The organism is Leifsonia sp. PARNA 1/14 (assembly GCF_055720965.1).
On sequence record NZ_JBVQSP010000006.1, the window covers coordinates 58,701 to 82,088 of the forward strand.

General features: G+C 69.7%; 28 protein-coding genes. 12 read left to right on the top strand and 16 right to left on the bottom strand.

Annotated elements, in window-relative coordinates:
* Positions 1 to 23 precede the first annotated feature (23 nt).
* Positions 24 to 686, bottom strand: coding sequence for a hypothetical protein (locus tag AC0HS0_RS15905; protein WP_472965076.1), 663 nt, complete (start codon positions 684 to 686; stop codon positions 24 to 26).
* A gap of 94 nt (positions 687 to 780) precedes the next feature.
* Between AC0HS0_RS15905 and AC0HS0_RS15910 the strand changes: the two genes are divergently transcribed.
* The 3 genes from AC0HS0_RS15910 (at position 781) to AC0HS0_RS15920 (ending at position 2,124) form a co-directional block, all read left to right on the top strand.
* Positions 781 to 1,266, top strand: coding sequence for a hypothetical protein (locus AC0HS0_RS15910; RefSeq protein ID WP_472965078.1), 486 nt, complete (start codon positions 781 to 783; stop codon positions 1,264 to 1,266).
* On the top strand, positions 1,263 to 1,625 hold the full coding sequence (locus tag AC0HS0_RS15915; protein WP_472965080.1) for a hypothetical protein: 363 nt from the start codon (positions 1,263 to 1,265) through the stop codon (positions 1,623 to 1,625). The genes AC0HS0_RS15910 and AC0HS0_RS15915 overlap by 4 nt, the downstream gene beginning before the upstream one ends.
* 61 nt (positions 1,626 to 1,686) lie before the next feature.
* The gene (locus AC0HS0_RS15920; RefSeq protein WP_472965081.1) at positions 1,687 to 2,124 is read left to right on the top strand and encodes a VOC family protein; all 438 of its coding nucleotides are present in this window, start codon (positions 1,687 to 1,689) and stop codon (positions 2,122 to 2,124) included.
* A gap of 18 nt (positions 2,125 to 2,142) precedes the next feature.
* On the opposite strand, the gene AC0HS0_RS15925 is transcribed toward AC0HS0_RS15920, so the two are convergent.
* Positions 2,143 to 2,856 carry an alpha/beta hydrolase gene (locus AC0HS0_RS15925; protein ID WP_472965083.1) on the bottom strand — a complete coding sequence of 238 codons (714 nt, stop codon included), beginning with the start codon at positions 2,854 to 2,856 and terminating at the stop codon, positions 2,143 to 2,145.
* A 115-nt stretch (positions 2,857 to 2,971) separates the two neighbouring features.
* On the bottom strand, positions 2,972 to 3,388 hold the full coding sequence (locus tag AC0HS0_RS15930) for a hypothetical protein (protein WP_472965084.1): 417 nt from the start codon (positions 3,386 to 3,388) through the stop codon (positions 2,972 to 2,974).
* Between the two features lie 208 nt (positions 3,389 to 3,596).
* On the opposite strand from AC0HS0_RS15930, the gene AC0HS0_RS15935 reads away from it, so the two are divergent.
* Positions 3,597 to 3,824 carry a hypothetical protein gene (locus tag AC0HS0_RS15935; protein WP_472965371.1) on the top strand — a complete coding sequence of 76 codons (228 nt, stop codon included), beginning with the start codon at positions 3,597 to 3,599 and terminating at the stop codon, positions 3,822 to 3,824.
* On the opposite strand, the gene AC0HS0_RS15940 is transcribed toward AC0HS0_RS15935, so the two are convergent.
* On the bottom strand, positions 3,817 to 5,355 hold the full coding sequence (locus AC0HS0_RS15940; protein WP_472965086.1) for a carboxylesterase/lipase family protein: 1,539 nt from the start codon (positions 5,353 to 5,355) through the stop codon (positions 3,817 to 3,819). The genes AC0HS0_RS15935 and AC0HS0_RS15940 overlap by 8 nt on opposite strands.
* A gap of 17 nt (positions 5,356 to 5,372) precedes the next feature.
* A complete protein-coding gene (locus AC0HS0_RS15945) occupies positions 5,373 to 6,680 on the bottom strand; it encodes an MFS transporter (RefSeq protein WP_472965087.1) in 1,308 nt (435 codons plus the stop codon).
* Positions 6,681 to 6,836: 156 nt separating this feature from the next.
* On the opposite strand from AC0HS0_RS15945, the gene AC0HS0_RS15950 reads away from it, so the two are divergent.
* On the top strand, positions 6,837 to 7,403 hold the full coding sequence (locus AC0HS0_RS15950; protein WP_472965088.1) for a TetR/AcrR family transcriptional regulator: 567 nt from the start codon (positions 6,837 to 6,839) through the stop codon (positions 7,401 to 7,403).
* A gap of 67 nt (positions 7,404 to 7,470) precedes the next feature.
* Here AC0HS0_RS15950 and AC0HS0_RS15955 read toward each other — a convergent pair whose 3' ends face one another.
* The 7 genes from AC0HS0_RS15955 to AC0HS0_RS15985 form a co-directional block, all read right to left on the bottom strand.
* The gene (locus tag AC0HS0_RS15955) at positions 7,471 to 8,802 is read right to left on the bottom strand and encodes an AMP-binding protein (RefSeq protein ID WP_472965090.1); all 1,332 of its coding nucleotides are present in this window, start codon (positions 8,800 to 8,802) and stop codon (positions 7,471 to 7,473) included.
* Complete coding sequence (paaI, locus tag AC0HS0_RS15960; RefSeq protein WP_472965091.1) at positions 8,799 to 9,227, bottom strand: hydroxyphenylacetyl-CoA thioesterase PaaI; 429 nt, start codon at positions 9,225 to 9,227, stop codon at positions 8,799 to 8,801. The genes AC0HS0_RS15955 and paaI overlap by 4 nt, the downstream gene beginning before the upstream one ends.
* A gap of 164 nt (positions 9,228 to 9,391) precedes the next feature.
* On the bottom strand, positions 9,392 to 10,564 hold the full coding sequence (locus AC0HS0_RS15965) for a glycoside hydrolase family 1 protein (RefSeq protein ID WP_472965093.1): 1,173 nt from the start codon (positions 10,562 to 10,564) through the stop codon (positions 9,392 to 9,394).
* A 33-nt stretch (positions 10,565 to 10,597) separates the two neighbouring features.
* The gene (locus AC0HS0_RS15970) at positions 10,598 to 12,286 is read right to left on the bottom strand and encodes an ABC transporter ATP-binding protein (protein ID WP_472965094.1); all 1,689 of its coding nucleotides are present in this window, start codon (positions 12,284 to 12,286) and stop codon (positions 10,598 to 10,600) included.
* A complete protein-coding gene (locus AC0HS0_RS15975) occupies positions 12,283 to 13,224 on the bottom strand; it encodes an ABC transporter permease (protein WP_472965095.1) in 942 nt (313 codons plus the stop codon). The genes AC0HS0_RS15970 and AC0HS0_RS15975 overlap by 4 nt, the downstream gene beginning before the upstream one ends.
* A gap of 17 nt (positions 13,225 to 13,241) precedes the next feature.
* Entirely contained in the window at positions 13,242 to 14,222 is a 981-nt protein-coding gene (locus AC0HS0_RS15980; RefSeq protein ID WP_472965096.1) for an ABC transporter permease, read from the bottom strand.
* A 72-nt stretch (positions 14,223 to 14,294) separates the two neighbouring features.
* Positions 14,295 to 15,956 (bottom strand): ABC transporter substrate-binding protein, encoded by a 1,662-nt coding sequence (locus tag AC0HS0_RS15985; protein WP_472965097.1) that lies wholly within the window; start codon positions 15,954 to 15,956, stop codon positions 14,295 to 14,297.
* A gap of 225 nt (positions 15,957 to 16,181) precedes the next feature.
* On the opposite strand from AC0HS0_RS15985, the gene AC0HS0_RS15990 reads away from it, so the two are divergent.
* A complete protein-coding gene (locus tag AC0HS0_RS15990) occupies positions 16,182 to 17,282 on the top strand; it encodes a LacI family DNA-binding transcriptional regulator (RefSeq protein WP_472965099.1) in 1,101 nt (366 codons plus the stop codon).
* A gap of 34 nt (positions 17,283 to 17,316) precedes the next feature.
* On the opposite strand, the gene AC0HS0_RS15995 is transcribed toward AC0HS0_RS15990, so the two are convergent.
* From AC0HS0_RS15995 to AC0HS0_RS16005, 3 genes are read right to left on the bottom strand one after another with little or no spacing between them, the layout of a single operon-like run.
* Positions 17,317 to 17,907, bottom strand: coding sequence for a 2'-5' RNA ligase family protein (locus tag AC0HS0_RS15995; RefSeq protein ID WP_472965100.1), 591 nt, complete (start codon positions 17,905 to 17,907; stop codon positions 17,317 to 17,319).
* 32 nt (positions 17,908 to 17,939) lie between these two features.
* Positions 17,940 to 18,176, bottom strand: a complete 237-nt coding sequence (locus tag AC0HS0_RS16000) for a hypothetical protein (RefSeq protein WP_472965101.1) — start codon at positions 18,174 to 18,176, stop codon at positions 17,940 to 17,942.
* Entirely contained in the window at positions 18,173 to 18,514 is a 342-nt protein-coding gene (locus tag AC0HS0_RS16005) for a hypothetical protein (RefSeq protein ID WP_472965102.1), read from the bottom strand. The genes AC0HS0_RS16000 and AC0HS0_RS16005 overlap by 4 nt, the downstream gene beginning before the upstream one ends.
* A 207-nt stretch (positions 18,515 to 18,721) precedes the next feature.
* Here AC0HS0_RS16005 and AC0HS0_RS16010 point away from each other — a divergent pair, with 207 nt between their 5' ends.
* The 6 genes from AC0HS0_RS16010 to AC0HS0_RS16035 all read left to right on the top strand — a co-directional run bounded on the left by AC0HS0_RS16010 (position 18,722) and on the right by AC0HS0_RS16035 (position 22,685).
* On the top strand, positions 18,722 to 19,081 hold the full coding sequence (locus AC0HS0_RS16010) for a DUF7882 family protein (protein ID WP_472965103.1): 360 nt from the start codon (positions 18,722 to 18,724) through the stop codon (positions 19,079 to 19,081).
* A gap of 35 nt (positions 19,082 to 19,116) precedes the next feature.
* On the top strand, positions 19,117 to 19,659 hold the full coding sequence (locus AC0HS0_RS16015) for a MarR family winged helix-turn-helix transcriptional regulator (RefSeq protein WP_472965105.1): 543 nt from the start codon (positions 19,117 to 19,119) through the stop codon (positions 19,657 to 19,659).
* A gap of 27 nt (positions 19,660 to 19,686) precedes the next feature.
* Positions 19,687 to 20,154, top strand: a complete 468-nt coding sequence (locus tag AC0HS0_RS16020; protein ID WP_472965106.1) for a MarR family winged helix-turn-helix transcriptional regulator — start codon at positions 19,687 to 19,689, stop codon at positions 20,152 to 20,154.
* A 256-nt stretch (positions 20,155 to 20,410) separates the two neighbouring features.
* The gene (locus tag AC0HS0_RS16025; RefSeq protein WP_472965108.1) at positions 20,411 to 21,370 is read left to right on the top strand and encodes a diacylglycerol/lipid kinase family protein; all 960 of its coding nucleotides are present in this window, start codon (positions 20,411 to 20,413) and stop codon (positions 21,368 to 21,370) included.
* An 86-nt stretch (positions 21,371 to 21,456) separates the two neighbouring features.
* Complete coding sequence (locus tag AC0HS0_RS16030) at positions 21,457 to 21,999, top strand: SRPBCC family protein (protein WP_472965109.1); 543 nt, start codon at positions 21,457 to 21,459, stop codon at positions 21,997 to 21,999.
* Positions 21,996 to 22,685: a class I SAM-dependent methyltransferase gene (locus AC0HS0_RS16035; RefSeq protein ID WP_472965110.1), complete on the top strand. Its 690-nt coding sequence runs from the start codon at positions 21,996 to 21,998 to the stop codon at positions 22,683 to 22,685. The genes AC0HS0_RS16030 and AC0HS0_RS16035 overlap by 4 nt, the downstream gene beginning before the upstream one ends.
* Positions 22,686 to 22,720: 35 nt before the next feature.
* On the opposite strand, the gene AC0HS0_RS16040 is transcribed toward AC0HS0_RS16035, so the two are convergent.
* The gene (locus AC0HS0_RS16040; RefSeq protein WP_472965111.1) at positions 22,721 to 23,362 is read right to left on the bottom strand and encodes an NADPH-dependent F420 reductase; all 642 of its coding nucleotides are present in this window, start codon (positions 23,360 to 23,362) and stop codon (positions 22,721 to 22,723) included.
* Between the last annotated feature and the right edge of the window lie 26 nt (positions 23,363 to 23,388).

Sequence of the window (23,388 nt, forward strand, 5' to 3'; positions counted from 1 at the left end):
TCCGCCCGCGACCGCGCCGCCGCCTACGCGGAGGCGACGCGCAGCCCGTCCCCGCGCCGCGCGCGCTGCCCTTCGACGATGTAGAGCACGCCCGTCGCGACCTGGACCAGCTGCGAGAGGATCATCGCGCCGATCCAGACCGGGATGAGCCCCAGCGCCGGGATCTGACTCGCGAGGAGGGCGATGATGGTGGTGGCGGCGAGGGCGGCCAGTGCCCAGCGTGCCGGGCCCCGGACCACGCCGGCGCGGGAGACCACGACCGCGGCGACGACGAGCGCGACCAGCGACAGCAGAACGAGGCCCCAGGTCAGCGCGACCCAGATCGCCAGCGTCAGCTGCCCGGCGTCGGCGCCCGGCGCGGCCAGCGGGAGGTACCCCGTCGAGGTCACGTGCGCGACGGCGAACAGGATGAGCGCGGTCTTCCCCGCGATCGACGACCCCGCGATGCCCACCTCCCCGCGGAGGCCGACCGCCAGCACGATGAACGCCGCGATCAGCACCACGGCCGAGAGGCTCCCGATGAGGGGCTGGCCGGAGAACATCCAGGAGACGTCGACGGTCGGGAACACGAACCCGGTGTACCAGAGCAGCGGGAAGACCGCCGCGAGCGCGACCCCGGCACCGCCCCAGGTCAGCGTCCAGCGCGACGATCGATCGGGCGTGCTCGTGTTCTGTCCATCCCCCATGGGGACAGACTGGCCGGTCGGCGTGTGGATGCGCAAGCACCCGGTGCCGAATCCATGCCAGGATCGGAACCGACGCCGACACGAGGGGGACGACGTGATGCGGACGATGGGGACGTCGACGGTCGAGACCGGGGAGCTCTCACGGCTTCCCGCCGGCCCGATCCTGGTGCGGTTGCGCCGCGTGCTGATCACGGGAGCCGGCGCGGCGGTCGTGTACACGCTACTGAGCACCGGGAGCATCGGGACGTGCTCGGACGCGCCCGGCGCCGGTGACTCCGGCACCACGCAGGTCACCTGCGCCAACCTGGTCCTGCGCCCGAGCTGGATCGTCTACGCCGCACTCGCGGTCATCCTGTTCGTCGCGATCGGCCGGGTCGCCCGCCAGGCCTCCACGGTGGCGGAGGCGCTGCGGACGCTCGATCGTGCCGCCACCCTCACCATCGCCGTCGCCCTCGTCGCGGGATTCGTCGGGATGGCGTGGCTGTTCCTCATCCCGCACGAGGCCCTGACCAGCGGCGGCACGATCGTCTTCCCGTTCCCGTTCAGCGCCCCCGAGCTGACGATCACGCACAACCCGTGAGCGCGGGAGCGCACCCGCTCGCCCACCGGCGGCCGTGGCTGCTCGCGCTGCTGCTCGTGGGGGCGCACATCGCTGTCGCCGCCGTGATGGCGATGGTCGCCCTGACCGTGTCGCTCGCGGTCGGGGGCCCGGAGATCGGCCGCGACGAGCTGTACCGGCTGGGCGCGGCTCCCCGGTTGGCCGTCGCAGGCGCCGTCCTCCCCGTGCTGATCGCGACGACGGCCGCTTTCGTGCTCGCCCTGAGCGCGCGCCCGCAGCACGCCTGGAAGGCACCGGTCGCCGGCATGGTCGCGAGCGTCGTGCTGTGCGCGAGCGCGCTGACGCTCCTGCACGCGCCGGCGCCGGTCGTCGGAGGCTGAGCGGCGACCCGTCGGCACACCCCGGCATCCCCGCTCCCCGGCACTGAGTACCATGCACCCCATGGCCATCAGACTCGACAACGTCGGCATCGCGGTGCGCGACCTCGAAGCGACCATCGCCTTCTTCACCGATCTCGGTCTGGAGGTGGTCGGGCGCGACACCGTCAGCGGCGCGTGGACGGACACCGCCGTCGGGCTCGACGGAAACCACGCGAAGATCGCGCTGCTTCAGACGCCCGACGGCCACGGCAAGCTGGAGCTGTTCGAGTACCTCCACCCCGACGCCATCGAGACCGAGCCGACGCTCCCCAACGAGATCGGGATGCACCGGGTCGCGTTCGCCGTCGACGACATCGACGCGGCCTTGGAGGTCGCGGCCGCACACGGCTGCTATCCGCTGCGCGGCGTCGCGACCTACCAGGACATCTACAAGCTCACCTACCTCCGCGGCCCCAGCGGCATCCTGGTGATGCTCGCCGAGGAGCTGCAGAAGGGGTGACCCTTCACGGGCCGGTGGTCAGCGAGCCTCCGCCGCCGCGCGGATGAGCGCCGCCACGCGGTCGGGCTGCACGGTGAAGGCGGTGTGCGATCCGTCGATGTGCTCGGTGGTCGCGCCCATGCGCTTCGCCCAGGCCGCCTCGGCCTCCGGCGAGATGGCGTTGTCTTTGTCCGACACCAGGAACCAGCTCGGGATGTCGTGCCAGCCGGCCCCTGTCGCCTGCTCGGTGAGCGCGGCGACCGCGAGCGGGCGCTGCGTGGCGTACAGGACGGCGGCGACGGCGTCGGAGGAGTCACCGCAGAACACCTCCTTGAAGCGCTCCTTCTTCACGTAGAGCTCCGGGCCTCCCGGCGCCCCCACCGCGTCATACGGGGTGGGCTCGTTCTCGGTCGCCAGCAGCGGCGCGGGGTAGGGCTGCTGCGCGCTCACGGCGCTCTCACCGACCTCGAGGCCGAACGCGGCGAGGAACACGAGCGCCGTCACGTTGCTCAGCCCGGCGGAGGCCTGGCCGATGACCGCGCCGCCGTACGAGTGGCCGACGAGCACGACCGGACCGTCGATGGCGGAGACGACGCGTCTGACCGATTCACCGTCGTTGATCAGGCCCCGGAGCGGGTTCGGCGGCGCGACGACCGTGTAGCCGGACGCTTCGAGTTCGGTGATGACTCCGGCGTATCCGGAGGCGTCCGCGAAGGCGCCATGGACGAGCACGATGGTGGGCTGTTCAGGCATGAGTCTCTCCTCAGGTCGATGATGATTCGCGGAGGCTCCCGGCGGGCGGCCTCCACGGCGCCATCCTGAGGTCTTCTCATGCCCGGCGGCAAGAGAATTCGACGTGAACCTGCGATCAGCGCCCGACGGCCGAGCGCAGGATCGCGGCGATCCGCTCCTCGTCTGCGGCCGTCATGCTGGTGACGGCGAAACCGACCGGCCACAGGCCCCCGTCGTCGAGCTGGGCGGCCTGCTGGAACTCCAGCGTCGCGTACCGGATCTTGAACTTCGATCCCGGTTTGAACGCGACGACGACCTTGCCCGCGGCGTCGGCGTACGCCGGCATCCCGTACCAGGTCTTCGCGGCCAACGGCGTGTTCTCGGCGACCAGCCGGTGGAACGCCTGCGCGAACTCCTTGTCGGTGCCGGTCAGCGCGGCGATCGCCTCGTCGCACGCCGCTGCGGCGTCCGCACCCTCCTGGGCCGCCTTCTTCTCGGCGACGGCGGCTTTGATCGCGGCCTTCTCTTCTTTGCTGAACGTGGTGTCGGCCATGGTTTCGTTCCCCTCTCGTGACCTGACTCCAAAGATACGGATCGCGACGACTCGACGCTTCTCCGATCCTGCTCGATTCCGAACGGGTCACGGAGTGTCGAAAACCCTAGCCGACAGCGGTGCTCAGGGATCACACTGTGCACACCCGGCACATCCTTCGCCGTCAGCGAGGGATCGGTGCTCGGCGACAGGGAGGTATGCCGTGACCATGCACCCGTCCATCCACCACGCGCCGCATCTCGACGAGACCTCGCCGGTCCCGTACCTGCGGCACGGGCAGCTCATCTCGCTCATCCACTGGAACCGCGTCGCCGGCGACTGGAAGTACACGACCCTCCTGGCCGAGTACGCCGGGCGCGACGACAAGCACTGGCAGGTGATCGCCCACGGGCAGCCGATGAGCCTCGACCGGGCCGAGTGGGCGATCTTCAACTGAGCAGCGGCCGCACCGACGCGTAGGCGTCCTCCTCGTCGCGGGTCTCGGAGTCGTAGACGCGCACGGCGCGGGTGGAGGCGTCGTCGTATCGCGCCCAGCCCGGGTCGCCTCCGGAGACGAATGCGACCGCCGCGCCGTGCACCTCATCGGCGAGCGCCTGCGGCGGGTTCGGGCCGGCCAACGGCTCCATCGCGGGCCCGTCCAGGCAGTCGAAGAAGAACGGCACGTCGAGGCAGTGCTCCGCGAAGCCGAAGTGCCCGGACGGCCACGCGAACCGGTACACCCACGTGGGTGCGGCCCCGCGGTCGGCGACGACCTTCAGCACGGCGACCCGGAACATCCGGTCGGTGAGCACGCGGCCGGCCAGCCGCGCCTTGCCCTTCGCGACGACATCGGCGTTCGCCTCCAGGTACGCCTTCTGCGCGCTCTTCGGCACGCCGAGCTTGCCGAGCAGGATGCCCTTGGGCACCAGCGCCAGCTTCGCACCTGCGTCGCCCATCGCCATCGTGAACTCGTCGTCGGTGGCACCGAGCACGAGCGGCTTTCCTGCGCCCACCCCGCTCCGCAGCGACTCGGGCGTGGAGCGCACGATCAGGTCGCCGTCGATCGTCGGGCCGAGCGGGAGGCCGCCGTCGACGACCTCGTTCAGCGCGTCGGGACCGAGCTCGGTCGCCTTCTTCTGCAGTTCGAGGACGCGCTCCTCGTCGAGCGCCGACCAGCCGGCGCGGGTCGGCTCCACACCCGCCGTCGCCGCGAGCGCGCGTCCGAACGCCTCCGACTTCTCCGGGGTCACATCGGCGAGAGCGCCCGAGATCGCGTAGACGGCCCGGAACAGGTGCTGCGCCTTCTCCATGCCGAGCAGCGTCAGCACAGCCCCGCCGCCGGCGGACTGACCGGCGATCGTGACACGCGCCGGATCGCCGCCGAAAGCCGCGATGTTCTGCTGCACCCATTCCAGCGCCAGCAGCCAATCGCGCACGCCGCGGTTCGACGGAGCGTCCTCGATCCAGCCGAAACCGTCGAAGCCGAGCCGGTACGAGATCGTGACGGTCACGACGCCGTCGCGATTGAAGTTGCGCCCGTCGTACCAGGGGCTGGCCGGGGAGCCGGCGAAGTAGCCGCCGCCGTGGATGTACACGAGCACCGGGAGGCCGGTGCCCTCCTCCGCCCGCTCCGGGCTGGGGGTGTGCACGTTGACGTTGAGGGTGGCCTCCCCCGGCACGCTCGGCTCGGGGATGAGCGTCACGCCGGGGTCTCCACGCTGCGCGGTCGCCCCGAACTCGGCGGCGTCGAGCACACCCTCCCACGGGGCCTTGGGCACCGGCGCCGCGAAGCGCAGCGCGCCGACCGGCGCCTCGGCGAACGGGATGCCGAGGAACGCCGCCGAGCGCAGGGCGCCGCGGGCGCCCGATCCGGGCGCGGTGGTGTCCTTCCAGCGCCCGCGCACGGTCCCGGCGAGGGTCTGCACCTCGGGGTGCGCCGCCTCTTCGGCGGTAGCCTCCGAGTCGAGAGGTGTCTGTGTGTTCTCCATCACCATCATTCTGCCTTTCACTTGACGCTCTTGATCGGAACGGTCGCCACCGCGCCGAGCGCGGCGAAGACGATCGCGAAGACGAACAGCACGGGGTAGCCGCCGAGTGATCCGATGATGATCGCGGCGATCGGCGCACTGAGCGCCTGCGGGATGTTGGTCGCGACGTTGAGGATGCCGAGGTCTTTGCCTGCGGCGCCGCCCTCGTTCGGCAGCACCTCCGTCATGAGCGCCGCATCCACCGACATGTAGAGACCGAAGCCGATGCCGTTGATGACGCTCATCGCGATCATGCCGGTCAGGTTCGGCATCAGGAGCGGCATCGCGAGGCCGATCGCCATGACCACGGTCGCGACGTAGATGAACACCTTGCGGCGCCCGGCTCGGTCGCTCCACCATCCCGAGATCACGATCGCGATCAGGGTCGGCACGAACGCCACGAGCGTCAGGGTGATGACCGCTCCGGTCGCCGCCTCGAGCGAGAGCTTGATGTAGTCGGTGAGGATGTAGAGCTGGTAGGTCGAGACGACGAAGTAGCCGAGGATGAGCAGGAACCGCGCGGTGAACGCCCAGAAGAAGTCCGGGTGCCTGCGGGGGTCGATCCAGAAGCCGGAGAAGAACGCGCCCCAGCGGAACGGCTCGACCGTGGCATCCTTCGACGACCAGTCGCGGTTGATGAGCACGAACAGCACCGTCACGACGATGACCGCGCCTCCGAAGACCGCGTACCCGACGCCGACCTGCTTGGCGAAGGCGCCGGCGAGCATGACGCCGATCGTCATGCCGAGCTGGGTGCCGAGGCCGATCATCGCGCTCGCGCCTCCGCGCTTCGACCGCGGGAAGCGATCGGCCGTGATCGTGGTGAGCGGCGCCTGGAGGAAGTTCAGCGCGACCTGGATCACGACCCAGAACACGGTGATCCAGAGCAGGTCGCTGAGCGAGCCGAGCCCGAACAGGAAGATGCCGCCGACGATCGCGCCGACGACCATCCACGGGGCGCGGCGTCCGAAGCGGGATCGCGTGCGGTCGCTGAACGCGCCGGCCAGGGGCTGCGCGAACAGGGTGAAGACGAAGGAGGTCGTGGTCACGATCGCGAGGTTGCCCACCTTGTGCGCGGGGTCGAGCAGCGCGACCTGCACAGGCAGGAGGATCGCGATGAGGCCCCCGTAGGTGGCGAAGAGGGTCAGGGAGGCGGCGAGCAGGCTGGGCAGCAGCCGCTTGGTGGCGGGCGGGCTCGCCGCGGGCCGGCCGGCGGCGGGCTGCTGCGCGCTGATGAAACCGGTCGGCGCGATCTCCGCGGCCGGATCGGGCGGGGTCATGGTCATGGGGCTCCTCGTTGAGCGGGACGGGTGCTGATCCCAATACCAAACAACGTTTGGTTTCTGGATCGAGAAGATTGTGACATCCAAACCCGAACGACGCAAGGGTTTCAAACTTGAAACCCGCATACTGTTCGCGTTTGACCGCATATCCTGGATCCCATGGCCAAGAGGGGTGCGTACGCGAAAGGCGTCGTCAAGCGCGAGGAGATCCTCGAGGCCGCTCTCGAGATCATCGGAGACCGCGGCTACCGGAGCGCCTCCGTGCGCGAGATCGCAGACGCGGTCGGCCTCAGCCCAGCCGGCCTCCTGCACTACTTCGGCTCCAAGGAGCAGCTGTTCGTCGACATCCTCCGCGCACGCGACGAGCACGACTCACGGCAGCTGGCCGACGCTGCGTTCGAGGAGTCGCTGGTCGCGATCATCCGGCACAACGCACAGGTGCCCGGCCTCGTCGAGCTCTACACGCGGCTGGCTGCGGAGGCCGGCGACGCCGGGCACCCTGCGCGCGCGTTCTTCCTCGACCGCACCGCGACCGTGCACGCGGCCGCCCGCGACGCCTTCGTCGCCGAGCAGCGTGCCGGCCGCATCCGCGCCGACCTCGACCCGGAGTGGATCATCCGCGCGGGTCACGCCCTCGCCGACGGCCTCCAGAACGCGTGGATCCTGGACCCGACCATCGACATGGCCGCCGACGTCGAGCAGTTCTTCGCGCTGCTGCGCCCCTGACCCGCGAGATTTGCGCCGAATGCGGCGTCAGAACGCGCATAGCGCCGCATTTGCCGCAAATCTCCGCTCAGCGGTAGTCGTAGACGCGCTTGTATTTGCCCTCGCTGCGGGGGAGTTCTGCGGGCTCGGCGAGGACGACCGCGACGGTGGTGCCGATGTGGGTCTTGATCCGCTGCTGGAGCACCTTCGCGGCAGCCTCGCACACGTCGCGGTCGAGCGCGGGGTGGCGCTCGATGCGCACGGTGAGCGTGTCGAGCCTGCCCTCCTTTCGCAGCTCGAGCACGAAGTGCGGCGTGAGCGTCTCGATGCCGAGCACGAGCTCCTCGATCTGGGTGGGGAAGAGGTTCACGCCGCGGAGGATGATCATGTCGTCGTCGCGGCCGGTGATCTTCTCGATGCGGCGCAGGGCCGGGTAGGCGCTGCCGGGCAGCAGGCGCGTCAGGTCGCGGGTGCGATAGCGGATGACCGGGAACGCCTCCTTGGTCAGGGAGGTGAAGACCAGCTCGCCGTGCTCGCCGTCGGCGACCGGCTCCCCCGTCTCGCCGTCGATCGTCTCGGGGAGGAAGTGGTCCTCCCACACGTGCGGTCCGTCCTTCGTCACGACGGACTCGCTCGCGACTCCGGGGCCCATCACCTCGCTGAGACCGTAGATGTCGACAGCGTCGAGGCCGAGTCGGCGCTCGATCTCGGCCCGGAGCTCGTTCGTCCACGGCTCGGCGCCGAGGATCGCGACCTTGAGCGTCGTGCCGCGCGGGTCGAGCCCCGCCGCCTCGATGGCGTCCGCGATCGTCAGCAGGTAGCTGGGCGTGCACATGATCGCGTCGGGCTCGAAGTCGTGGATGAGCTGCACCTGCCGCGCGGTCTGGCCTCCCGACATCGGAATGACCGTCGCGCCGATGCGCTCGATCCCGGCGTGCGCGCCGAGGCCGCCGGTGAAGAGCCCGTAGCCGTAGGCGTTGTGCACCTTCCAGCCGGCCTCCACGCCGGCCGCGCGCAGCGACCGTCCGACGAGGTCGGCCCAGCGGTCGAGGTCGCCCTGCGTATAGCCGACCACCGTGGGGCGTCCGGTCGTGCCGGACGAGGCATGGATGCGTCGGACTTCCGCCATGGGCACCGCGAACATCCCGAACGGGTAGGTCGAGCGGAGGTCCTCCTTGGTGGTGAAGGGCAGGAGGCGGATGTCGTCGAGGGTGCGGATGTCGGTGGGCGCCACTCCCGCCTCGTCGAACTTCGCGCGGTAGAGGGGGACGTTCTCGTAGGCGTGGCGCACCGTCCATCGGAGGCGCCGCAGCTGGAGGTCGCGGAGCTCGTCGCCGGTGATGGTCGCCGGGTCGACCTCGGTGAGGTCGAGTGCGGCGGGGGCGGTGGTCGTCTTCGACACGGGTGCCTCCCTCGTCATTCTCCGCGGCTGTCGCCCGCGGCACGGTTGGTGGTGAGCGAGCGGCCGCGGAACTCCGCGACCGCGGCGCCGGTCTCGTCGGTCACCGTGACGTCGTAGACGCCGGTGCGCCCGACCAGGCTGCGGCGCACGGCGTGGGCGGTGAGCGTCTGCCCGGCCCGCGTCGACGTGAGGAACGTGATGTCGGCTCCGGCGGCCACGGTCACGCGCTCGTCCTCGTTGCATGCGATCGCGAAGGCGGTGTCGGCGAGCGCGAACACCAGACCGCCGTGCGTGATGGCGAAGCCGTTCGTCATGTCGTCGCGCACCAGCATGCTGACGATCGACTCGCCCGGCTCGTCCTTCTCGACGACCATCCCCAAGGCCGCGGAGGCCCGGTCGCGCTGCATCATCGGACGCACGGGACGCGCTGCTTCGGCGCTCACGCGCGCACCTCGCTCACCAGGAAAGCGTCGGACATCGTCATCCTCACCCGCCGGCGGATCGTGCGTCACCCGCGACGCCTCGAATTCCTTACCGATCGTTCGGTAATCGTGTCATCCGGAGCCCCCGCACGCAACCTCCACTCGCCGAGGGACGCGTTCGGCGCTCACAGCGCGTTGCGCCGGGCCACGGCCCCGAGCCAGCCGAGCGACGGTTTGGGCGTGCGCTCGAAGGTCTGGAGATCCACCCCGATGAGCCCGAAGGTCGGCCGGTAGCCGCTGGCCCACTCGTAGTTGTCGAGCGCGCTCCAGTGCAGGTAGCCGCGCACGTCGACGCCCTCCTCGATCGTCTGGTGGATGGCGCGCAGCGACTCCGCGGTGTAGTCGACGCGCCGGCCGTCGTCGGAGGTCGCGATGCCGTTCTCGGTCACCATCACGGGAGTGTGCCCGCTCTTCTCCCACGCCGAGCGGATGCCGTTCGCGGCGGCCGGCGGGTAGAACTCCCATCCGGTCAGCGTGGTCTCCGCGTCCTCGGCGACCGGCCGCGGGCCTTCGGGCCCGATGAACGTGCGGGTGTAGGCCTGCACGCCGACGAAGTCGTCGCCCTCCGCCTGCTCCAGGTACCAGTCGTCGCGCGGGTAGCCGTACTCGTGCAGCATCTCGACCGCCCCCGGTTCGTCCACCGCGCGGAAGTCCTGCGTGGCGATCGTCCACCCGCTCTGCAGACCGGGCACGGACGACAGCACCTCGCGGGCCCTCCTGTGCGACGCGAGCAGGGCGTCGGCGACCTGGAGGTCGGGGTTCGGGAGGCCGAACGCGACCAGGTTCCGGGCGTCCTCGCCTCCGGCCAGCATCGCGGCGATGTTCGGCTCGTTGATGGTGCAGACGTAGCGCACGCCGCCCTCCAGGATCGGCAGCACTGCCTCCGTGTAGCGCGCGAACAGGTCGGGCGCCTCCGGGTTGCGCCAGAAGCCGGCCTCGTCCATCCACCGCGGCACGGTGAAGTGCATGAGCGTCACGACCGGCTCGAGGCCGACGTCGAGGCAGGCGTCGATCATGCGCCGGTAGTGGTCGAGGGCGGCGCGCGAGACGAAGCCGCGCTCCGGCTCGACGCGTGCCCACTCGACCGAGAAGCGATAGCTGTTCAGGCCGGCGTCGGCGAGCAGCCGGAGGTCCTCCGGATACCGGTGGTAGTGGTCGGCGGCGTCGCCGCTCGGCTCCACGATCGCGGTGCCGGGGGCGTGCTCCATGACCCACCAGTTGCTGTTGACGTTGTTGCCCTCCACCTGGTGAGCCGCGGTCGCGGCGCCCCACAGGAAGCCGTCGGGAAAGGTGAGCACAGAGTTCTCCTCGGTTCGTGGATGAGAGCGACGTCAGCCGCGCGGGCTCGGCACGGCGTCGAGCAGCCTCACCGTGTAGTCGTCCTGAGGTCGCTGCAGCACCTCGGCCGTGTCGCCGCGCTCGACCACGACGCCCTTGTCGAGCACCATGATCCGGTCGGTGACGAGCCGCGCGCTGAGCAGGTCGTGGGTGATGTAGAGCATGCTGACCCCGCGCGTGCGCCTCAGCTCCTCGAGCAGGGCGAGCACGCCGGCGCGCAGCGACATGTCGAGCATCGACACCGGCTCGTCGGCGATGATCACCTGCGGGTCGCTCGCGAGGGCGCGCGCGATGACGACGCGCTGGCGCTGGCCTCCGGAGAGCTGGTGGGGCAGCCGGGAGGCGAACTTCTCGACCGGTGTCAGGCCGACCGTGTCGAGCAGTTCGAGCACGCGGGCGCGGGCCGCGCCGCCGCGCAGGCCGGTGAAGTTCTCGACCGGCCGGGTGAGGATGTACTCGACGGTGTGCAGCGGGTTCAGCGCCGCGTACGGGTCCTGGAACACCATCTGCACTTCCGAGTGCAACTGCTTGAGCGCGCGCCGGCCGCGCAGCGTGTCGATGCGCGTGTCGCCGAACGCGATGGTGCCGGAGGTCGGCCGCTCCACGCCGGTGATCATCTTGGCGATCGTCGACTTGCCGCTGCCGCTGGCGCCGACGAGCGCCATCGACATGCCGGGCTCGAGCGTGAACGACACGTCGTCGACGGCGCGCGTGGCGCTGCCCCGGCGGCCCTTCGGGTACACCTTGGTCAGGTTGGAGACGACGATCGGCTCGCGGGCGCCGACGCGCTGCCGGGCCGCGGCGGCGGTGGTCCGAGCGCCCGACACCGCGCCGGTGGCCGGCGCGGGCCGCGCCTCGCCGTCGCTGCGGCGGTCGAGGCCGGGCACGGTCACCTCGGCTGCCCGCGGGTCGCCGTAGTGGCTCAGCAGCATCTGCGTGTACGGGTGCTGCGGCGCGTTCAGGATGCGCTCGCTCGAGGCGTCCTCCACGATGACGCCGTCGTGCATGACGAGCACGCGCTGCGTCGCCTCCAGCACGACCCCGAGGTCGTGGCTGATGAGCACGGCGGTGAAGTTCTCGGACGCCTGCAGTTGCCGGATGGTGTTCATGACGGCGTGCTGCACGAGCACGTCGAGCGCGGTGGTCGGCTCGTCGAAGACCATCAGCCGCGGCTCGAGCGAAAGCGCGAGCGCGATCGAGACGCGCTGACGCATCCCGCCCGAGAGCTCGCCGGGATAGCGGTTCAGCGTCGCGGGAGGCAGCTCCACCTTGGCGATGAGCTCCTCCGCCCGGGCTGCACGGGCACGTGGCGGCACGTGACCGTGCGCCGCGAAGACGTCGAGGAAGTGGTTGCGGATCGTTCGCACCGGGTTGAGCGCGTTCATGCCCGACTGCAGCACCATGGCGAAGCCGCCCTGCCGCTGGGTGCGCACCTCCTCGGTGGAGAGCGCGGCGATGTCGGTGCCGTCGAACAGGATGCGGCCTCCCGCGATGCGCGCCGGCGGCTTCGACAGCCGGGTGAGTGCGAAGCCGAGCGTCGACTTGCCGGAGCCGGACTCGCCGACCAGACCGACGAACTCGCCCTGGTCGAGCTCGAAGCCGACCTTCTTGACCGCCTCGAACGCGTTGCCATGACCCTCGTCGTAGACGACGGACAGGTCTTCGACTCGCAGCAGGCTCATCGTGCCGCCTTCCTCTCACGCAGCCGGGGATTGCTCAGCCCGTCGACCCCGAAGTTGATGAACGTCATCGAGACGGCGAACAGCGCGATCATGAAGCCGGGCGCGAAGAGCTGCACCCACTGGCCGGTGAGCAGCACGTTGCTGTTCTGCGCCCAGAAGAGCATCGTTCCCCAGCTCACCGTGTTCGGGTCGCCGAGTCCCAGGAACTCCAGCCCCGCCTCCGCCAGGATCGCCGCGGTCGCCGCACCGAAGAAGCTCGCGACGATCAGCGAGGTCATGTTCGGAAGGATCTCTCGGAACACGATCCGGTTCGCGCTCTCTCCGCTGAACTTCGCCGCCGTCACGAAGTCGCGGGAGCGGAGGGTTTGCGTCTGCGAGCGCAGCACGCGTGCGCCCCACGCCCAGCCGGTCACCACGACCACGAACACGATGACGCCGATGCCTCCGTTGTGGAGGTACGCCGCGATCACGATCATGAGCGGCAGCGACGGGATGACCAGGAAGAGGTTGACGACGAAGCCGACTCCCTCCCCCCAGAAGGCGCGGACGTAGCCCCAGCTGAGGCCGACGGCGACCGCGACGATCGTGCTGAGCAGGCCGGCGACCAGGGCCACCGAGACCGAGATCCGGGAGCCCCAGATCAGCTGGGAGAGCACGTCCTGGCCGACCGCGGTCGTGCCCAGGAGGTGCGCCGCGCTGCCGTCCTGCCCGTGCGGGAAGGAGGTGTCGTGCGGGTCGTAGGGCGCGATCAGCGGAGCGAAGATCGCCATCAGGATGAAGAGCGCGAGCAGGATGATGCCGAACCGCGCCTTCGGCTCCGACCAGACGGTCCCGACCGCCCGCCCGACGACGCGCAGCGGGTTCCAGCCCTTCTGCGCGGGCGCGGCGGCGGCGACCTGGGTCGCACGCACGGAGGTCGTGCTCGGTGGCTGCGTCATCGTGGGTTCCTTCTGCGTCATCGTCTGGTCCTCGGGTCGAGCACGCCGTACAGGATGTCCACGAGGAAGTTCGCGATCAGGACGCTCACCGTGATGATGAGGAACAGCGCCTGCATCAGCGGGTAGTCCTGGTTGGTGACCGCGTGGAAGAGGAGGAGGCCGACGCCGGGATAGGCGAACACGGTCTCCACGAGGAGTGACCCGCCGACGACGCCGCCCAGCACCATGCCGAACGACGTGAACTGCGGCAGGAGCGCGTTGCGGGCCGCGTAGCGCAACGCGACCGTGCGCGTGCGCAGTCCGTTGGCCTCCGCGAAGGTCACGTAATCCTCTCCGAGCGTGTTCACCATGGTGTTGCGCATGCCGATGATCCAGCCGCCGAAGGCGGTGAGCAGGATCGTCAGCCCGGGCAGGATGCCGTGGTAGACGGCGTCGGAGAAGAAGCCCCAGCTCCAGTTCGGCGTCGCGGTCTGCGAGTACGCACCGCTGGTGGGGAACCAGCCGGCCACATAGCCGAAGAAGAACAGCAGGAGCAGCGCGATCCAGAAGTAGGGGAACGCGGAGAGGAACTGGCCTCCCACCGTCGGAACGGTGTCGAGCGCAGTGCCGCGCTTCCACGCCGCCAGCACGCCCAGCAGGGTGCCGAGCACGAAGGCGAGGATGGTCACTGTGCCGACGAGCACGAGCGTCCAGGGCAGCGCCGCCCCGATCAGACTCGAGACCGACTGCGGGAAGTAACTGAACGACGGCCCGAAGTCGAAGTGGACGATCTGACCGAGATACGTGACGTACTGGTCCCAGATGCTTCCGGTCGGCACGCCGAGCTGAGCCTCGATGGAGGCGCGCATCGCCGGTGACACCGGGCCGTTCTGGCTGAGCTTGGCGATCGCCGCGTCGGCGGGCGATCCCGGCATCAGGCGCGGGAGGATGAAGTTGACCGTGATGGCGGCCCAGAGCGTGAGGACGAAGAGTCCGAGCTTGCCCAGCAGATAGCGCACGACGCCTCCTTTCGGTGGATCAGTGGGGCGGAGGTGGCCGGTCGCGGGAGCCCTCCCGCGACCGGCCGGGGATCACTTCGCCTTCGTGAGGTGGGTGAGGATCAGCAGCGAGTTCTCCGTCCAGGTGGCCGGGGTCGCGTACGGGTCGCTCTCGCTCGGCCAGCCGGTGAAGCTCTTGTCGCTGAACAGACCCCAGAGGCCGCCGTAGAACAGGCTGATGACGGGCATCTTGGTGTACATGACCTCCTGCAGCTGACCGGCGATCTTCTTCTGCTCGCTGTCGGAGGTGGCGGATCGCATCTGCTCGAGCAGGGCGTCGGCCTGCGGGTCGCTGAACCGCTCGAAGTTGCCGGAGGCCGCCGTGCCGATCGGCTTGGCGAACTGGCTGCTCATCAGGGTGTTGAAGTCCTGGTAGACGCTGCCCGCGCCTCCGAACGCGCCCATCAGGAGCTGGAAGTCGCCGTTGTTCTGCGCCTGCGTGTAGGCGGCCGGCTGCGGCTGATCGATCGTCACCGCGATCCCGAGGGACTGCAGCTGCGACTGGATGGCCTGCACGCCGCGCAGCCAGTCGGTGTAGCCGTTGGGCGTGGTGATCGTGAGCTGGAGCTGCTGGCCGGAGGAGTCGACGAGTTTGCCGCCCTGCTGGGTGTAGCCGGCCTTGGCGAACGACTGCAGGGCCTTCTGGGTGTCCTGCTTGATCATCCCCTGGTTCGGCAACGAGGAGTTCAGCCACGACTGCGCGTTCGGCAGCAGCAGGCCGTTCTGGCCGGCCGCCTTGACATAGCCTTGCTCGGCGTCGTTCGCGATCTTGTCGCGGTCGAGCGCGGAGGCCAGGCCGGCACGGAAGTCCAGGTTGTTGAACGGCGCCTTGGTCAGGTTGGGGATCAGCGAGATGGTGCCGCCGGGCGGGAACCAGTACTTGTTGTGCTGCTTGTTCGCTCCGACCCAGGTCTTGTCGACGTTGTCGATGAACGAGTAGGCCCAGTCGTAGCCGCCCTTGACGATCTGGAGGCTGGTGTTGGAGGCCGGGAGCACCAGCTTCTCCGCCGCGACCTTGTCGGCCTGCCAGTACTTGGTGTTCTTGACCATCGTGTACTGGTTCGGCGCGAAGTCGCCGACAACGTACGGTCCGGTGGCGACCGGCTTCTCGTTCGCCCAGGTCACCGGATCCTTGACGGACTTCCAGATGTGCTCCGGCACGATGATCTGCTGATCGATGATGTTCGCCGCGGGGACGTTCGGGCCCTTGAGGTGGAACGTCACGGTGCTGCCCGACGAGCTGATCGTGTCGATGTTCTGCCACTGGCCGAGCAGGTCGAGTGCGGGCGTCTTCTTGAGGAGGTCGAACGTGTACACGACGTCGGCCGGGGTGAAGGGCTTGCCGTCGGACCAGTCGACGCCCGAGCGGATCGTGTACTCGATCGTCTTCGGGTCGACGATCTTGTCGCCGGTCGCGAGGAACGGTGTGGCCTTGCCGTCGATGGAGTTGACGACCTGGAGGGGCTCGTACATGTAGTGCGCGCCCGTGCGGGCGGTCGGCGCGAACGGGTTGAAGTTGCGCACGAACGTCGGGTTTCCGCCGTCCGCGCCGAAGAGCAGGGAGCCGCTGGCTCCCGAGTTGCCGGATCCATTGGAGCCGGAGGTCTGGATGCTGCACGCGCTCATCGCCAGCAGTGATGCGGCGGCGGCGAGGGCGACGAGTGAACGCCGGAGGCGCGTTCTTGGCTTGTTCATCGCAAGGGTCCCTTCAGTCGACGGTGACGAGGTGCTCCGCACTCGGGCGGCGAGCCTGTGCTCGGCTCGGCTCGGCGGACGGCCGAACGGTGAGCGGGACCCACTGTAAGCGCATACGAAACGTCTTTCAACCCCCGCCCCGAAAGATCGTTCCACATGCCAGAATGTGATCTAGTCCACCAATTCGCAGAGGAACTCGGGGGAAAAGTGGCGGGAAAACCCACGGTGTATGATGTCGCAGCGCACGCCGGCGTGTCGATCGCGACGGTCTCCCGCGTGCTCACTCGACCCGATGATGTACGCGCTTCCACTCAGGAACGCGTCCTCGCCGCGGTCCGTGAGCTGCGCTACGTGCCGAGCGGGAGTGCCCGTGGGCTGGCCTCCCGTCGCACCGGCGTCCTCGGGCTCTTCCTCCCCGGTGTGGACGCGGTCGAAGACCTGAGCGACCCTGCGATCGACGCCGACCGCCCGGTGGAGGTGCGTCTCGACCCGGCGCGACCCGGCCAGCGACTCGGCGCCGACCTGTATTTCGAGGCGGTGCTGCGCGGGTGCGAGCTCGAGGCGTGGCGCCAGGGCTTCTCGCTGATGATCAGCGTGGGGCGCGGCCGTTCCCCCGAATCCCTGGAGATGGCACTGAGCGATCTCGCAGGCAAAGTCGACGGCCTGGCGGTGATCGCGCAGAGCGCGCCGCACGACGTCCTCAAGCGGATCGGCGACAGCATCCCGGTCGTCTACCTGGCCGGACAGCGCCGCGGCGACGACTTCGACCACCTCACCGTCCGCAACCGCGAGGGCATGCGCGCCCTCACCGAGCACCTCATCGACCATCACGGCATCCGGGACCCGATGTACCTGACCGGCCCGTTCGACTCCCCCGACGACGCCGAGCGCTACGGCGGCTTCGCCGAGGCGCTGGAGGGCCGCGGCATCAACCCGACCGCTCTGCCGGTGCTGCACGGCGAGTTCTCGCGCGAGCGCGCCCGGGCCGTCGCCGCCGACCTGATCGACGGCGGCCGCCTCCCCCGCGCGCTGGTCTGCGCCAACGACCAGATGGCCCTCGGAGTCCTCGACGCGCTCGGCGCGGCCGGCCTCCGCGTGCCCGACGACGTCATCGTGACCGGCTTCGACGGCATCGACGACGGAGCGCGGTCGACCCCGCGCCTCACCACGGTGCGCCAGCCCATGCTCGAACTCGGCCGGGAGGCCGTGCGCGCGATGGTGGCGCGTCTGAACGCCCCCGAACGCGAACCGGTCAACGCGGAACTCCCCGTGACCGTCCTCCTCCGCGAAAGCTGCGAGGGCCCACTACTAGCCGCCGAGACGTGAGTAATCGCGGGAATCCCCGCGGTGATTCCCCCGATTACTCACGTCTCGTCGCCAACGGGACGACGTGCTCGACTCCTCCGGCGTACCAGACGAAGTCGACCGCCGTGATGCGCTCGGCCGGACCCTGCGGGATCGCACGCCGCACCGCGTCGGCGTGCTCGTGCCACTCCTCGTCGGTCAGAGCTGCGCAGTAGACCAGCGAAAGATGGAAGACCCAGTCGTCCAGGGACAGCTCACCGAGGCGCACGAAGTCGGACGCCGCGAGCGCGTCCATCAGTGACGCGTAGGCCGCCGTGAGCGATCGCGAACGTTCCAGGCGGGCGAACAGCACCGCGAACGGTGGCGGGAAGCCGTCGATCGCGTCCACTCGCAGCTCGATCGGGTCGAGAGCGGAGGCCCACCCGCGAAGCGTGTCGAGCAGGGCATCGACGCGGCCCGGTTCGGCGAAGCCCCGAAGAGTGACGTGACCCGCGTTCGGATGCGGCAGTCCGGGCGGCAGCCGCTCCAGGAGGGCACGCTGCTCCGTCGAGTAGAACGCGTCGACCTCGCCGACGGTCCTCAGCACGATATATTGTTGGCCCTCGAGCGACGCCACGGTCGCCGCGTCGCTCATGATCGGTCGCATCGCCTCCCCCTCGCCGAGGAGACCAGCTTGCCCTATACGTCCTCCGCGATGCTGCGGAGGATGTCCCAGCCGTCGTCGGGAAGGATCGTGAGCTCGCCGTCGCCGCCGCCTGCGGGCTCGTGCGCGAAGAACACCGCAGATCCTTCGGCCTCGCCGGGGCCGCCGTAGGTGGAGAGCAGCTCGTGACCCTGCGGGGAACGGAGGACGTAGGCGCGCTTCGGGACGAGCTCCGCCCAGTCGCAGACCGCGTCCTCCGCGTCGGTGGTCACGCCTTGACCGCCCGGCGCAGGATGCCCTGCGCCCAGCCGACGAGGCCGGGGGTCTCGCGGCGCCGGAACCAGCTGGCGTAGACCGCGACCCTGGCGTCGGCCTGCTTGGTGAAGTGACCGAGGTCGCGGCCGTCCGCGGCCGAGGCGACGAAACCGTCGTCGACGCGCTCGATCATGCCGAGGTAGGTCGATGGGGTCTCGGCGACCCAGAGCCCGTCGACCGGCTGACGCCAGGCGAGGTGCTCGCTGGGTGCTGGAGCCTGGCCACGGCGGCGACCGCGCTGGACTGCGATAGGCAGGCGGAGGGCCGGTCGGGCATCCTTGATCGCGAGCGTCATGACTACTCCTTGGAGACGAGCATTTCGTGAAGTAACTAGAGCTTCTAGCTAATTGATCGTCGTAGCAACTTTCGCCCAGGGGGTTGATTCTGCGCGGCGCATCTGCTAAATAGTTGCGGCAAGTGAGCATCTAGAAATTGATGTAGCTAGATTACCTAGCAATCAGCTAGGCTCATCGCGGCCCCACCAGAACGAAGGAGAAGAGCGATGGGAACGCTGACCTACGACCGCGAGAGTTTCACCTTCGATGACAGGACGCTGGCGCACCTGCAAGCCGCGCTGACCCTCAAACTGCGGCGCCGCGAGCCCTTCCTCCTCAGCTGGGTCCCGCAGGACGCCTCCGATTCGGCCCGCATCTCGCTGTGGATCGACAACGCCATCCCGATCCGTTACGACTTCGACCAGGCCGATCCCGGGCGGCTGAACGACGCCTGGCTCAACAGCATGGTCGAGATGGCCAGCCGAGCGAGCGGGATGCTCGTGACCGAGGAGCCGACCAACCTGGGCGCATACCGCGAGCGCCGAGGTCGGCCGATGGCCCGCCAGATGGCGACCGCCGGTCGCTAGAACCTCTAGCTTGTAGCTGGTCTATCATTTGATCCATGACGACGGACGACAAGCGTCCGGCGCCCCACTACTGGTACAGCGCCGAGACGGATCGCGAACGGGCGATCGATGTGCTGGAGCATATCCGCGCCTACGGGGCCGCGGACAGCGCCATGCAGCGTCGATCCGAGAAGACGATGCGCATGAACGAGAACGACATCTCGGCCCTGCGCTACCTCCTGCGTGCACACGAACACGGGATGACGGTCGGGCCGCGCGAGCTCGCCGAGTACCTCGGCATCCAGAGCTCGTCGATCACCGTGCTGCTCGACCGACTCGAGAAGGCCGGGCACATCCGGCGCGAGCCCAGCCCGTTCGACCGCCGGGCGCTGATCATCATCCCGACGGTGCCGACGAGCGAACTGCACAAGGCCATCCTCGGCGACGTGCGCGAAGAGCTCGTGGAGGTCGCCTCGAGCCTCACCCCGGAGGACGCGGAGACCGTCGTCGAGTTCATGGACCGGCTGCGCGACGCCGTCGACCACATCGACAACCCGGCCTCGAGAGTGGAACAGGCGAAGGCCCGCACAGCGGACTGACGCGCGCGTGCGATTATCATCGACCCGATGACCGACAAGCCCTGGTTCGACACTGCTCCCCCGCACGCGGTGCGCGTCATCGCGTCCCTGCGCGAGTACCGCACGGCCGAACAGGCGATGCGGCGGCGAACGCGCGAGTCGATGCGCATGGGCGAGGCCGACCTCCGCGCGTTGAAATTCCTGCTCAAGGCGCAGGAGGAGCAGCGGTACACGACGCCAGTTCAGCTCGGCGCCCATCTCGGGATGAAGTCGTCCTCGGTCACCGCCATGCTCGACCGGCTGACCGCCTCCGGGCACGTTTCGCGGCATCCGCACCCGAGCGATCGGCGCAGCATCACCATCCGGGCGACCCCGGGCGCCGACGAGGAGGTGCGGCACACGCTCACCGCGATGCACCGGCGGCTGCTCGACGTGGCCGCGGACCTCGGCCCGGAGCGGTCGCGGACCGTCGTCGCCTTCCTCTCCCGGCTCACCGCACTGGCCGACCGCGACTGAGTACTGTCGGCAACTCCGGAGATCCACCGGCCGCCCGGCGTGTCTGTTCATCAACTCCGGAGAATCAATCCGGATCGCGGTGTATCTCCGGAGTTGCAGAGGATGCAGCCGGCGTGAGCAACTCCGGAGGTCCTGCCGCCGCTGGCGACGATCTCCGGAGTAACGCGCCGTGCGGCGGCGGCTCGGCCCGCGCCTCCGGAATTGCCAACGCCACGCGCGGGCGTACTGTCACTGTCAGCATGTCGAGGGGAGTCGGATGAGCAGGGCCGCGATCGTGGTGAACCCGGTGAAGACGGACGCGGCCGCGTTGCGCGACGCGCTCGAGGCGGCCGAGCGGAGGCACGGCTGGGAGGCCACCCTCTGGCTGGAGACCACCGAGGACGATCCGGGAACGGGTCAGGCCCGGGAGGCCCTCGAGCAGGGCGTCGACGTCGTCATCGCCGCGGGCGGCGACGGCACGGTGCGCACCGTCGCGGAGGAGCTGAGCGGAACGGACACACCTCTGGCGCTGCTGCCGTCCGGCACGGGCAACCTCCTCGCCCGCAACCTCGACCTGACGCTGGACGACGTCGATCACGCGCTCGACACCGCTCTCGACGGTGAGGATCGGCCCATCGACGTGGGCATCGCCGAGCTCCGCGACGGCGAGCGCACCGAGAAGCGCGTGTTCCTGGTCATGGCCGGCCTCGGGATCGACGCGCAGATGATCGCAGCGACCGACGACGACCTCAAGGCCAAGGCGGGCTGGCTCGCCTACGTGAAGGCCATCGGCACCGTGCTGCGCGACAGGAACGAACTGCGGCTGCGCTTCCAGCTCGACGGAGGCCGGACGCACTCGATGCACGCCCACACCGTGCTCATCGGCAATTGCGGCTCGCTGCCGGCCAACATCCTGCTGCTGCCGGAGGCCGCGGTCGACGACGGCCTCCTCGACATCGTTGTCGTTCGCCCGGAGGGTTTCACCGGCTGGGTCCGGATCATCGTCAAGATCTTCTGGGAGAACGGCGTCCTCCGGCGCACCAGTGCGGGCCGACGCCTGATGGGAGCGGACAAGGAGGTGCGCGCCATGAACTACCTGAAGGGCCGTGAGCTCATCGTGAAGCTGAGCCGACCGGAGGACGTCGAGCTCGACGGCGACCTGTTCGGCCGCGTCTCGGCGCTGCGCACGCGGGTCGACCCCGGCGCACTGCGGGTGCGCGTCCCGCGCGCCGAATGAACCGTGCACGCCGCCACCTCGTGTAACCCACTGAGGAGGTCGGAGGCCGCACGCCCGGAGCTGGACGCCGCAGCCTCCGTCGGTCCATGAGCATCAGGCACAGCACCATAAAGCACGGCACCGACCAGAGCAGCACGACCGAGACCACCGGCTCGCGGCATCACACCATCCGGACCGAGAGCCGCATCATCATCGCCGCCGGCATCGACACGGTATGGGCGTACCTGTGCGACGTCGCGCGCTGGGCGGAGTGGGCACCCACGGTGCTCGAGTGCCGCATCCGCGGCGGTGGCTCCCTGCAGGCGGGCGCGTGGGTGGATCAGCGCGCCCACGACCTGGGGTTCGACCATCGTCGGACCGAACGCGTTACGGCCGTCGACGAGCCGAACGCGATGGCGTTCGCCGGCACGATGGGCACGTCCGTCGCGCGCTGGGGCATGGAGTTCGTCCCGGTGGGCGAGAGCGGCACGGCCGCGATGATGTGGGTGGAGGTCGACCTCGCGAACGTCATGCGCGTCTACCCCGCGCGTGCCCTCCAGGCGCAGATCCAGCGCGTGAGCGACCTCGAGATGACCGGCATCCGCGCGGCGGTCGAGGCCGACGTCCAGGCGGGAACGGGGTCGCCGTGACCGGCGCCGACCGCACGACCGATGCCGACCGCACCAGGGAGCGCCTGATCGCGACATACCGGAGGAAGGCCGCGCACTACGACGTGACCTCCCGGCTGTCGCCGGTGCCCGGCTATCCGCAGCACGGGCAGCGCCTGCTCGCCGTGCGCGCGCTGGGCCTGCACGTCGGCGCGACCGTGGTCGACCTCGCCTGCGGCACCGGCCTGAACTTTCCGCTGCTGGAGCGGGCGATCGGCCCGGAGGGGCGGATCATCGGCGTCGATCTGACCGACGCGATGCTCGCCCGCGCCCGCGCCCGCGTGGGGGCCAACGGCTGGGACAACGTCCGTCTCGTCCAGGCCGATGCGGCGGGGTTCGTGTTCCCCACGGGCGTGGACGCGGTGCTCTCCACCTACGCGCTGACCCAGGTTCCCGGGCGGGGACAGGCGGTCGCGCACGCCGCTGCCGCACTGGCCTCCGGTGGGCGCCTCGCCGTGCTCGACCTGAAGCTCCCCTCCGGCACGCCCGCGTGGATGTCCCGCCTCGGCGTCGCCGTCGTCGGCACGTCGGCCTCCCTCGACGAGTGGATCGCGCGCCGGCCGTGGGAGGGGATCCGCGCGGCGGTGCGGGACGGCCTGGCCGAGCCTGGGTGGAGGGAGCTGTGCTTCGGCACGGCGTTCCTGGCCACCGGGACGGCGCGGCAGTAGTCCGCGCGGCGGCGTGATGCGCCGCCGCGACGACCTCAGATCGTCCGCGGCGCCTTCGCCAGGTTGGCCTCGAGCTCCTCGCGGTTCTGCCGGACCACGTAGGCGGGGCGATCGCGCTCGACGCGCCAGCTCTCCGAGAGCGGGCCGATGTTCACGGTGTCGAAGCCGAACTCGTCGTAGATCGACGTCACTAGCGCGGCGGCGTCATCGAAGTCGCTCGCAGTGGCGAGGGCTCGGCGGTTCGGCGTCCCGGCGGGCGAGCCGGTGGTCGGGATGTCGCGGGCGCCGATGTGGTTGAAGCCCTTGACGACCTTCGACTCCGGCAGGTGCGCCTGCAGCAGCCCCGACACGGTCGCGGTCCCGTCGTCGAGCTCGGCGATGTGACCGTCGCGCTCGAAGTAGTAGTTGTTCGTGTCGATCACGATCTTGCCCGCCAGCGGCGCGACCGGGATGTCACGGTAGCTCTTCAGCGGCACCGTCACGACGACGAAGTCGCCGGCCGCGGCGGCTTCGGCGGCGGTCGCCGCGGTCGCGGACGGGCCGAGCTCTGCGACGAGGTCGGCGAGCGTCTCCGGACCCCGCGAGTTCGCGATGGTGACGGTGTAGCCGTGCTGGATGAAGGTGCGGGCGAGTGCGATGCCGATGTGGCCGGCTCCGATGATTCCTACGTTGGTCATGACGTCTTCAACCGGGAGGAGCCGTC

What these genes read in the sequence shown, in the direction of transcription:
- AC0HS0_RS15930 (WP_472965084.1), bottom strand. Translation starts at nt 3,388, where the DNA reads ATGGCCGACACCACGTTCAGCAAAGAAGAGAAGGCCGCGATCAAAGCC.
- AC0HS0_RS15970 (WP_472965094.1), bottom strand. Translation starts at nt 12,286, where the DNA reads ATGAGCCTGCTGCGAGTCGAAGACCTGTCCGTCGTCTACGACGAGGGT.
- AC0HS0_RS15925 (WP_472965083.1), bottom strand. Translation starts at nt 2,856, where the DNA reads ATGCCTGAACAGCCCACCATCGTGCTCGTCCATGGCGCCTTCGCGGAC.
- AC0HS0_RS15995 (WP_472965100.1), bottom strand. Translation starts at nt 17,907, where the DNA reads ATGCGACCGATCATGAGCGACGCGGCGACCGTGGCGTCGCTCGAGGGC.
- AC0HS0_RS15985 (WP_472965097.1), bottom strand. Translation starts at nt 15,956, where the DNA reads ATGAACAAGCCAAGAACGCGCCTCCGGCGTTCACTCGTCGCCCTCGCC.
- AC0HS0_RS16015 (WP_472965105.1), top strand. Translation starts at nt 19,117, where the DNA reads ATGACGACGGACGACAAGCGTCCGGCGCCCCACTACTGGTACAGCGCC.
- AC0HS0_RS16020 (WP_472965106.1), top strand. Translation starts at nt 19,687, where the DNA reads ATGACCGACAAGCCCTGGTTCGACACTGCTCCCCCGCACGCGGTGCGC.
- AC0HS0_RS16010 (WP_472965103.1), top strand. Translation starts at nt 18,722, where the DNA reads ATGGGAACGCTGACCTACGACCGCGAGAGTTTCACCTTCGATGACAGG.
- AC0HS0_RS15955 (WP_472965090.1), bottom strand. Translation starts at nt 8,802, where the DNA reads ATGACGAGGGAGGCACCCGTGTCGAAGACGACCACCGCCCCCGCCGCA.
- AC0HS0_RS15975 (WP_472965095.1), bottom strand. Translation starts at nt 13,224, where the DNA reads ATGACGCAGCCACCGAGCACGACCTCCGTGCGTGCGACCCAGGTCGCC.
- AC0HS0_RS15945 (WP_472965087.1), bottom strand. Translation starts at nt 6,680, where the DNA reads ATGACCATGACCCCGCCCGATCCGGCCGCGGAGATCGCGCCGACCGGT.
- AC0HS0_RS16040 (WP_472965111.1), bottom strand. Translation starts at nt 23,362, where the DNA reads ATGACCAACGTAGGAATCATCGGAGCCGGCCACATCGGCATCGCACTC.
- AC0HS0_RS15905 (WP_472965076.1), bottom strand. Translation starts at nt 686, where the DNA reads ATGGGGGATGGACAGAACACGAGCACGCCCGATCGATCGTCGCGCTGG.
- AC0HS0_RS15935 (WP_472965371.1), top strand. Translation starts at nt 3,597, where the DNA reads ATGCACCCGTCCATCCACCACGCGCCGCATCTCGACGAGACCTCGCCG.
- AC0HS0_RS16005 (WP_472965102.1), bottom strand. Translation starts at nt 18,514, where the DNA reads ATGACGCTCGCGATCAAGGATGCCCGACCGGCCCTCCGCCTGCCTATC.
- AC0HS0_RS15940 (WP_472965086.1), bottom strand. Translation starts at nt 5,355, where the DNA reads ATGGAGAACACACAGACACCTCTCGACTCGGAGGCTACCGCCGAAGAG.
- AC0HS0_RS15950 (WP_472965088.1), top strand. Translation starts at nt 6,837, where the DNA reads ATGGCCAAGAGGGGTGCGTACGCGAAAGGCGTCGTCAAGCGCGAGGAG.
- AC0HS0_RS15920 (WP_472965081.1), top strand. Translation starts at nt 1,687, where the DNA reads ATGGCCATCAGACTCGACAACGTCGGCATCGCGGTGCGCGACCTCGAA.
- AC0HS0_RS16030 (WP_472965109.1), top strand. Translation starts at nt 21,457, where the DNA reads ATGAGCATCAGGCACAGCACCATAAAGCACGGCACCGACCAGAGCAGC.
- AC0HS0_RS16025 (WP_472965108.1), top strand. Translation starts at nt 20,411, where the DNA reads ATGAGCAGGGCCGCGATCGTGGTGAACCCGGTGAAGACGGACGCGGCC.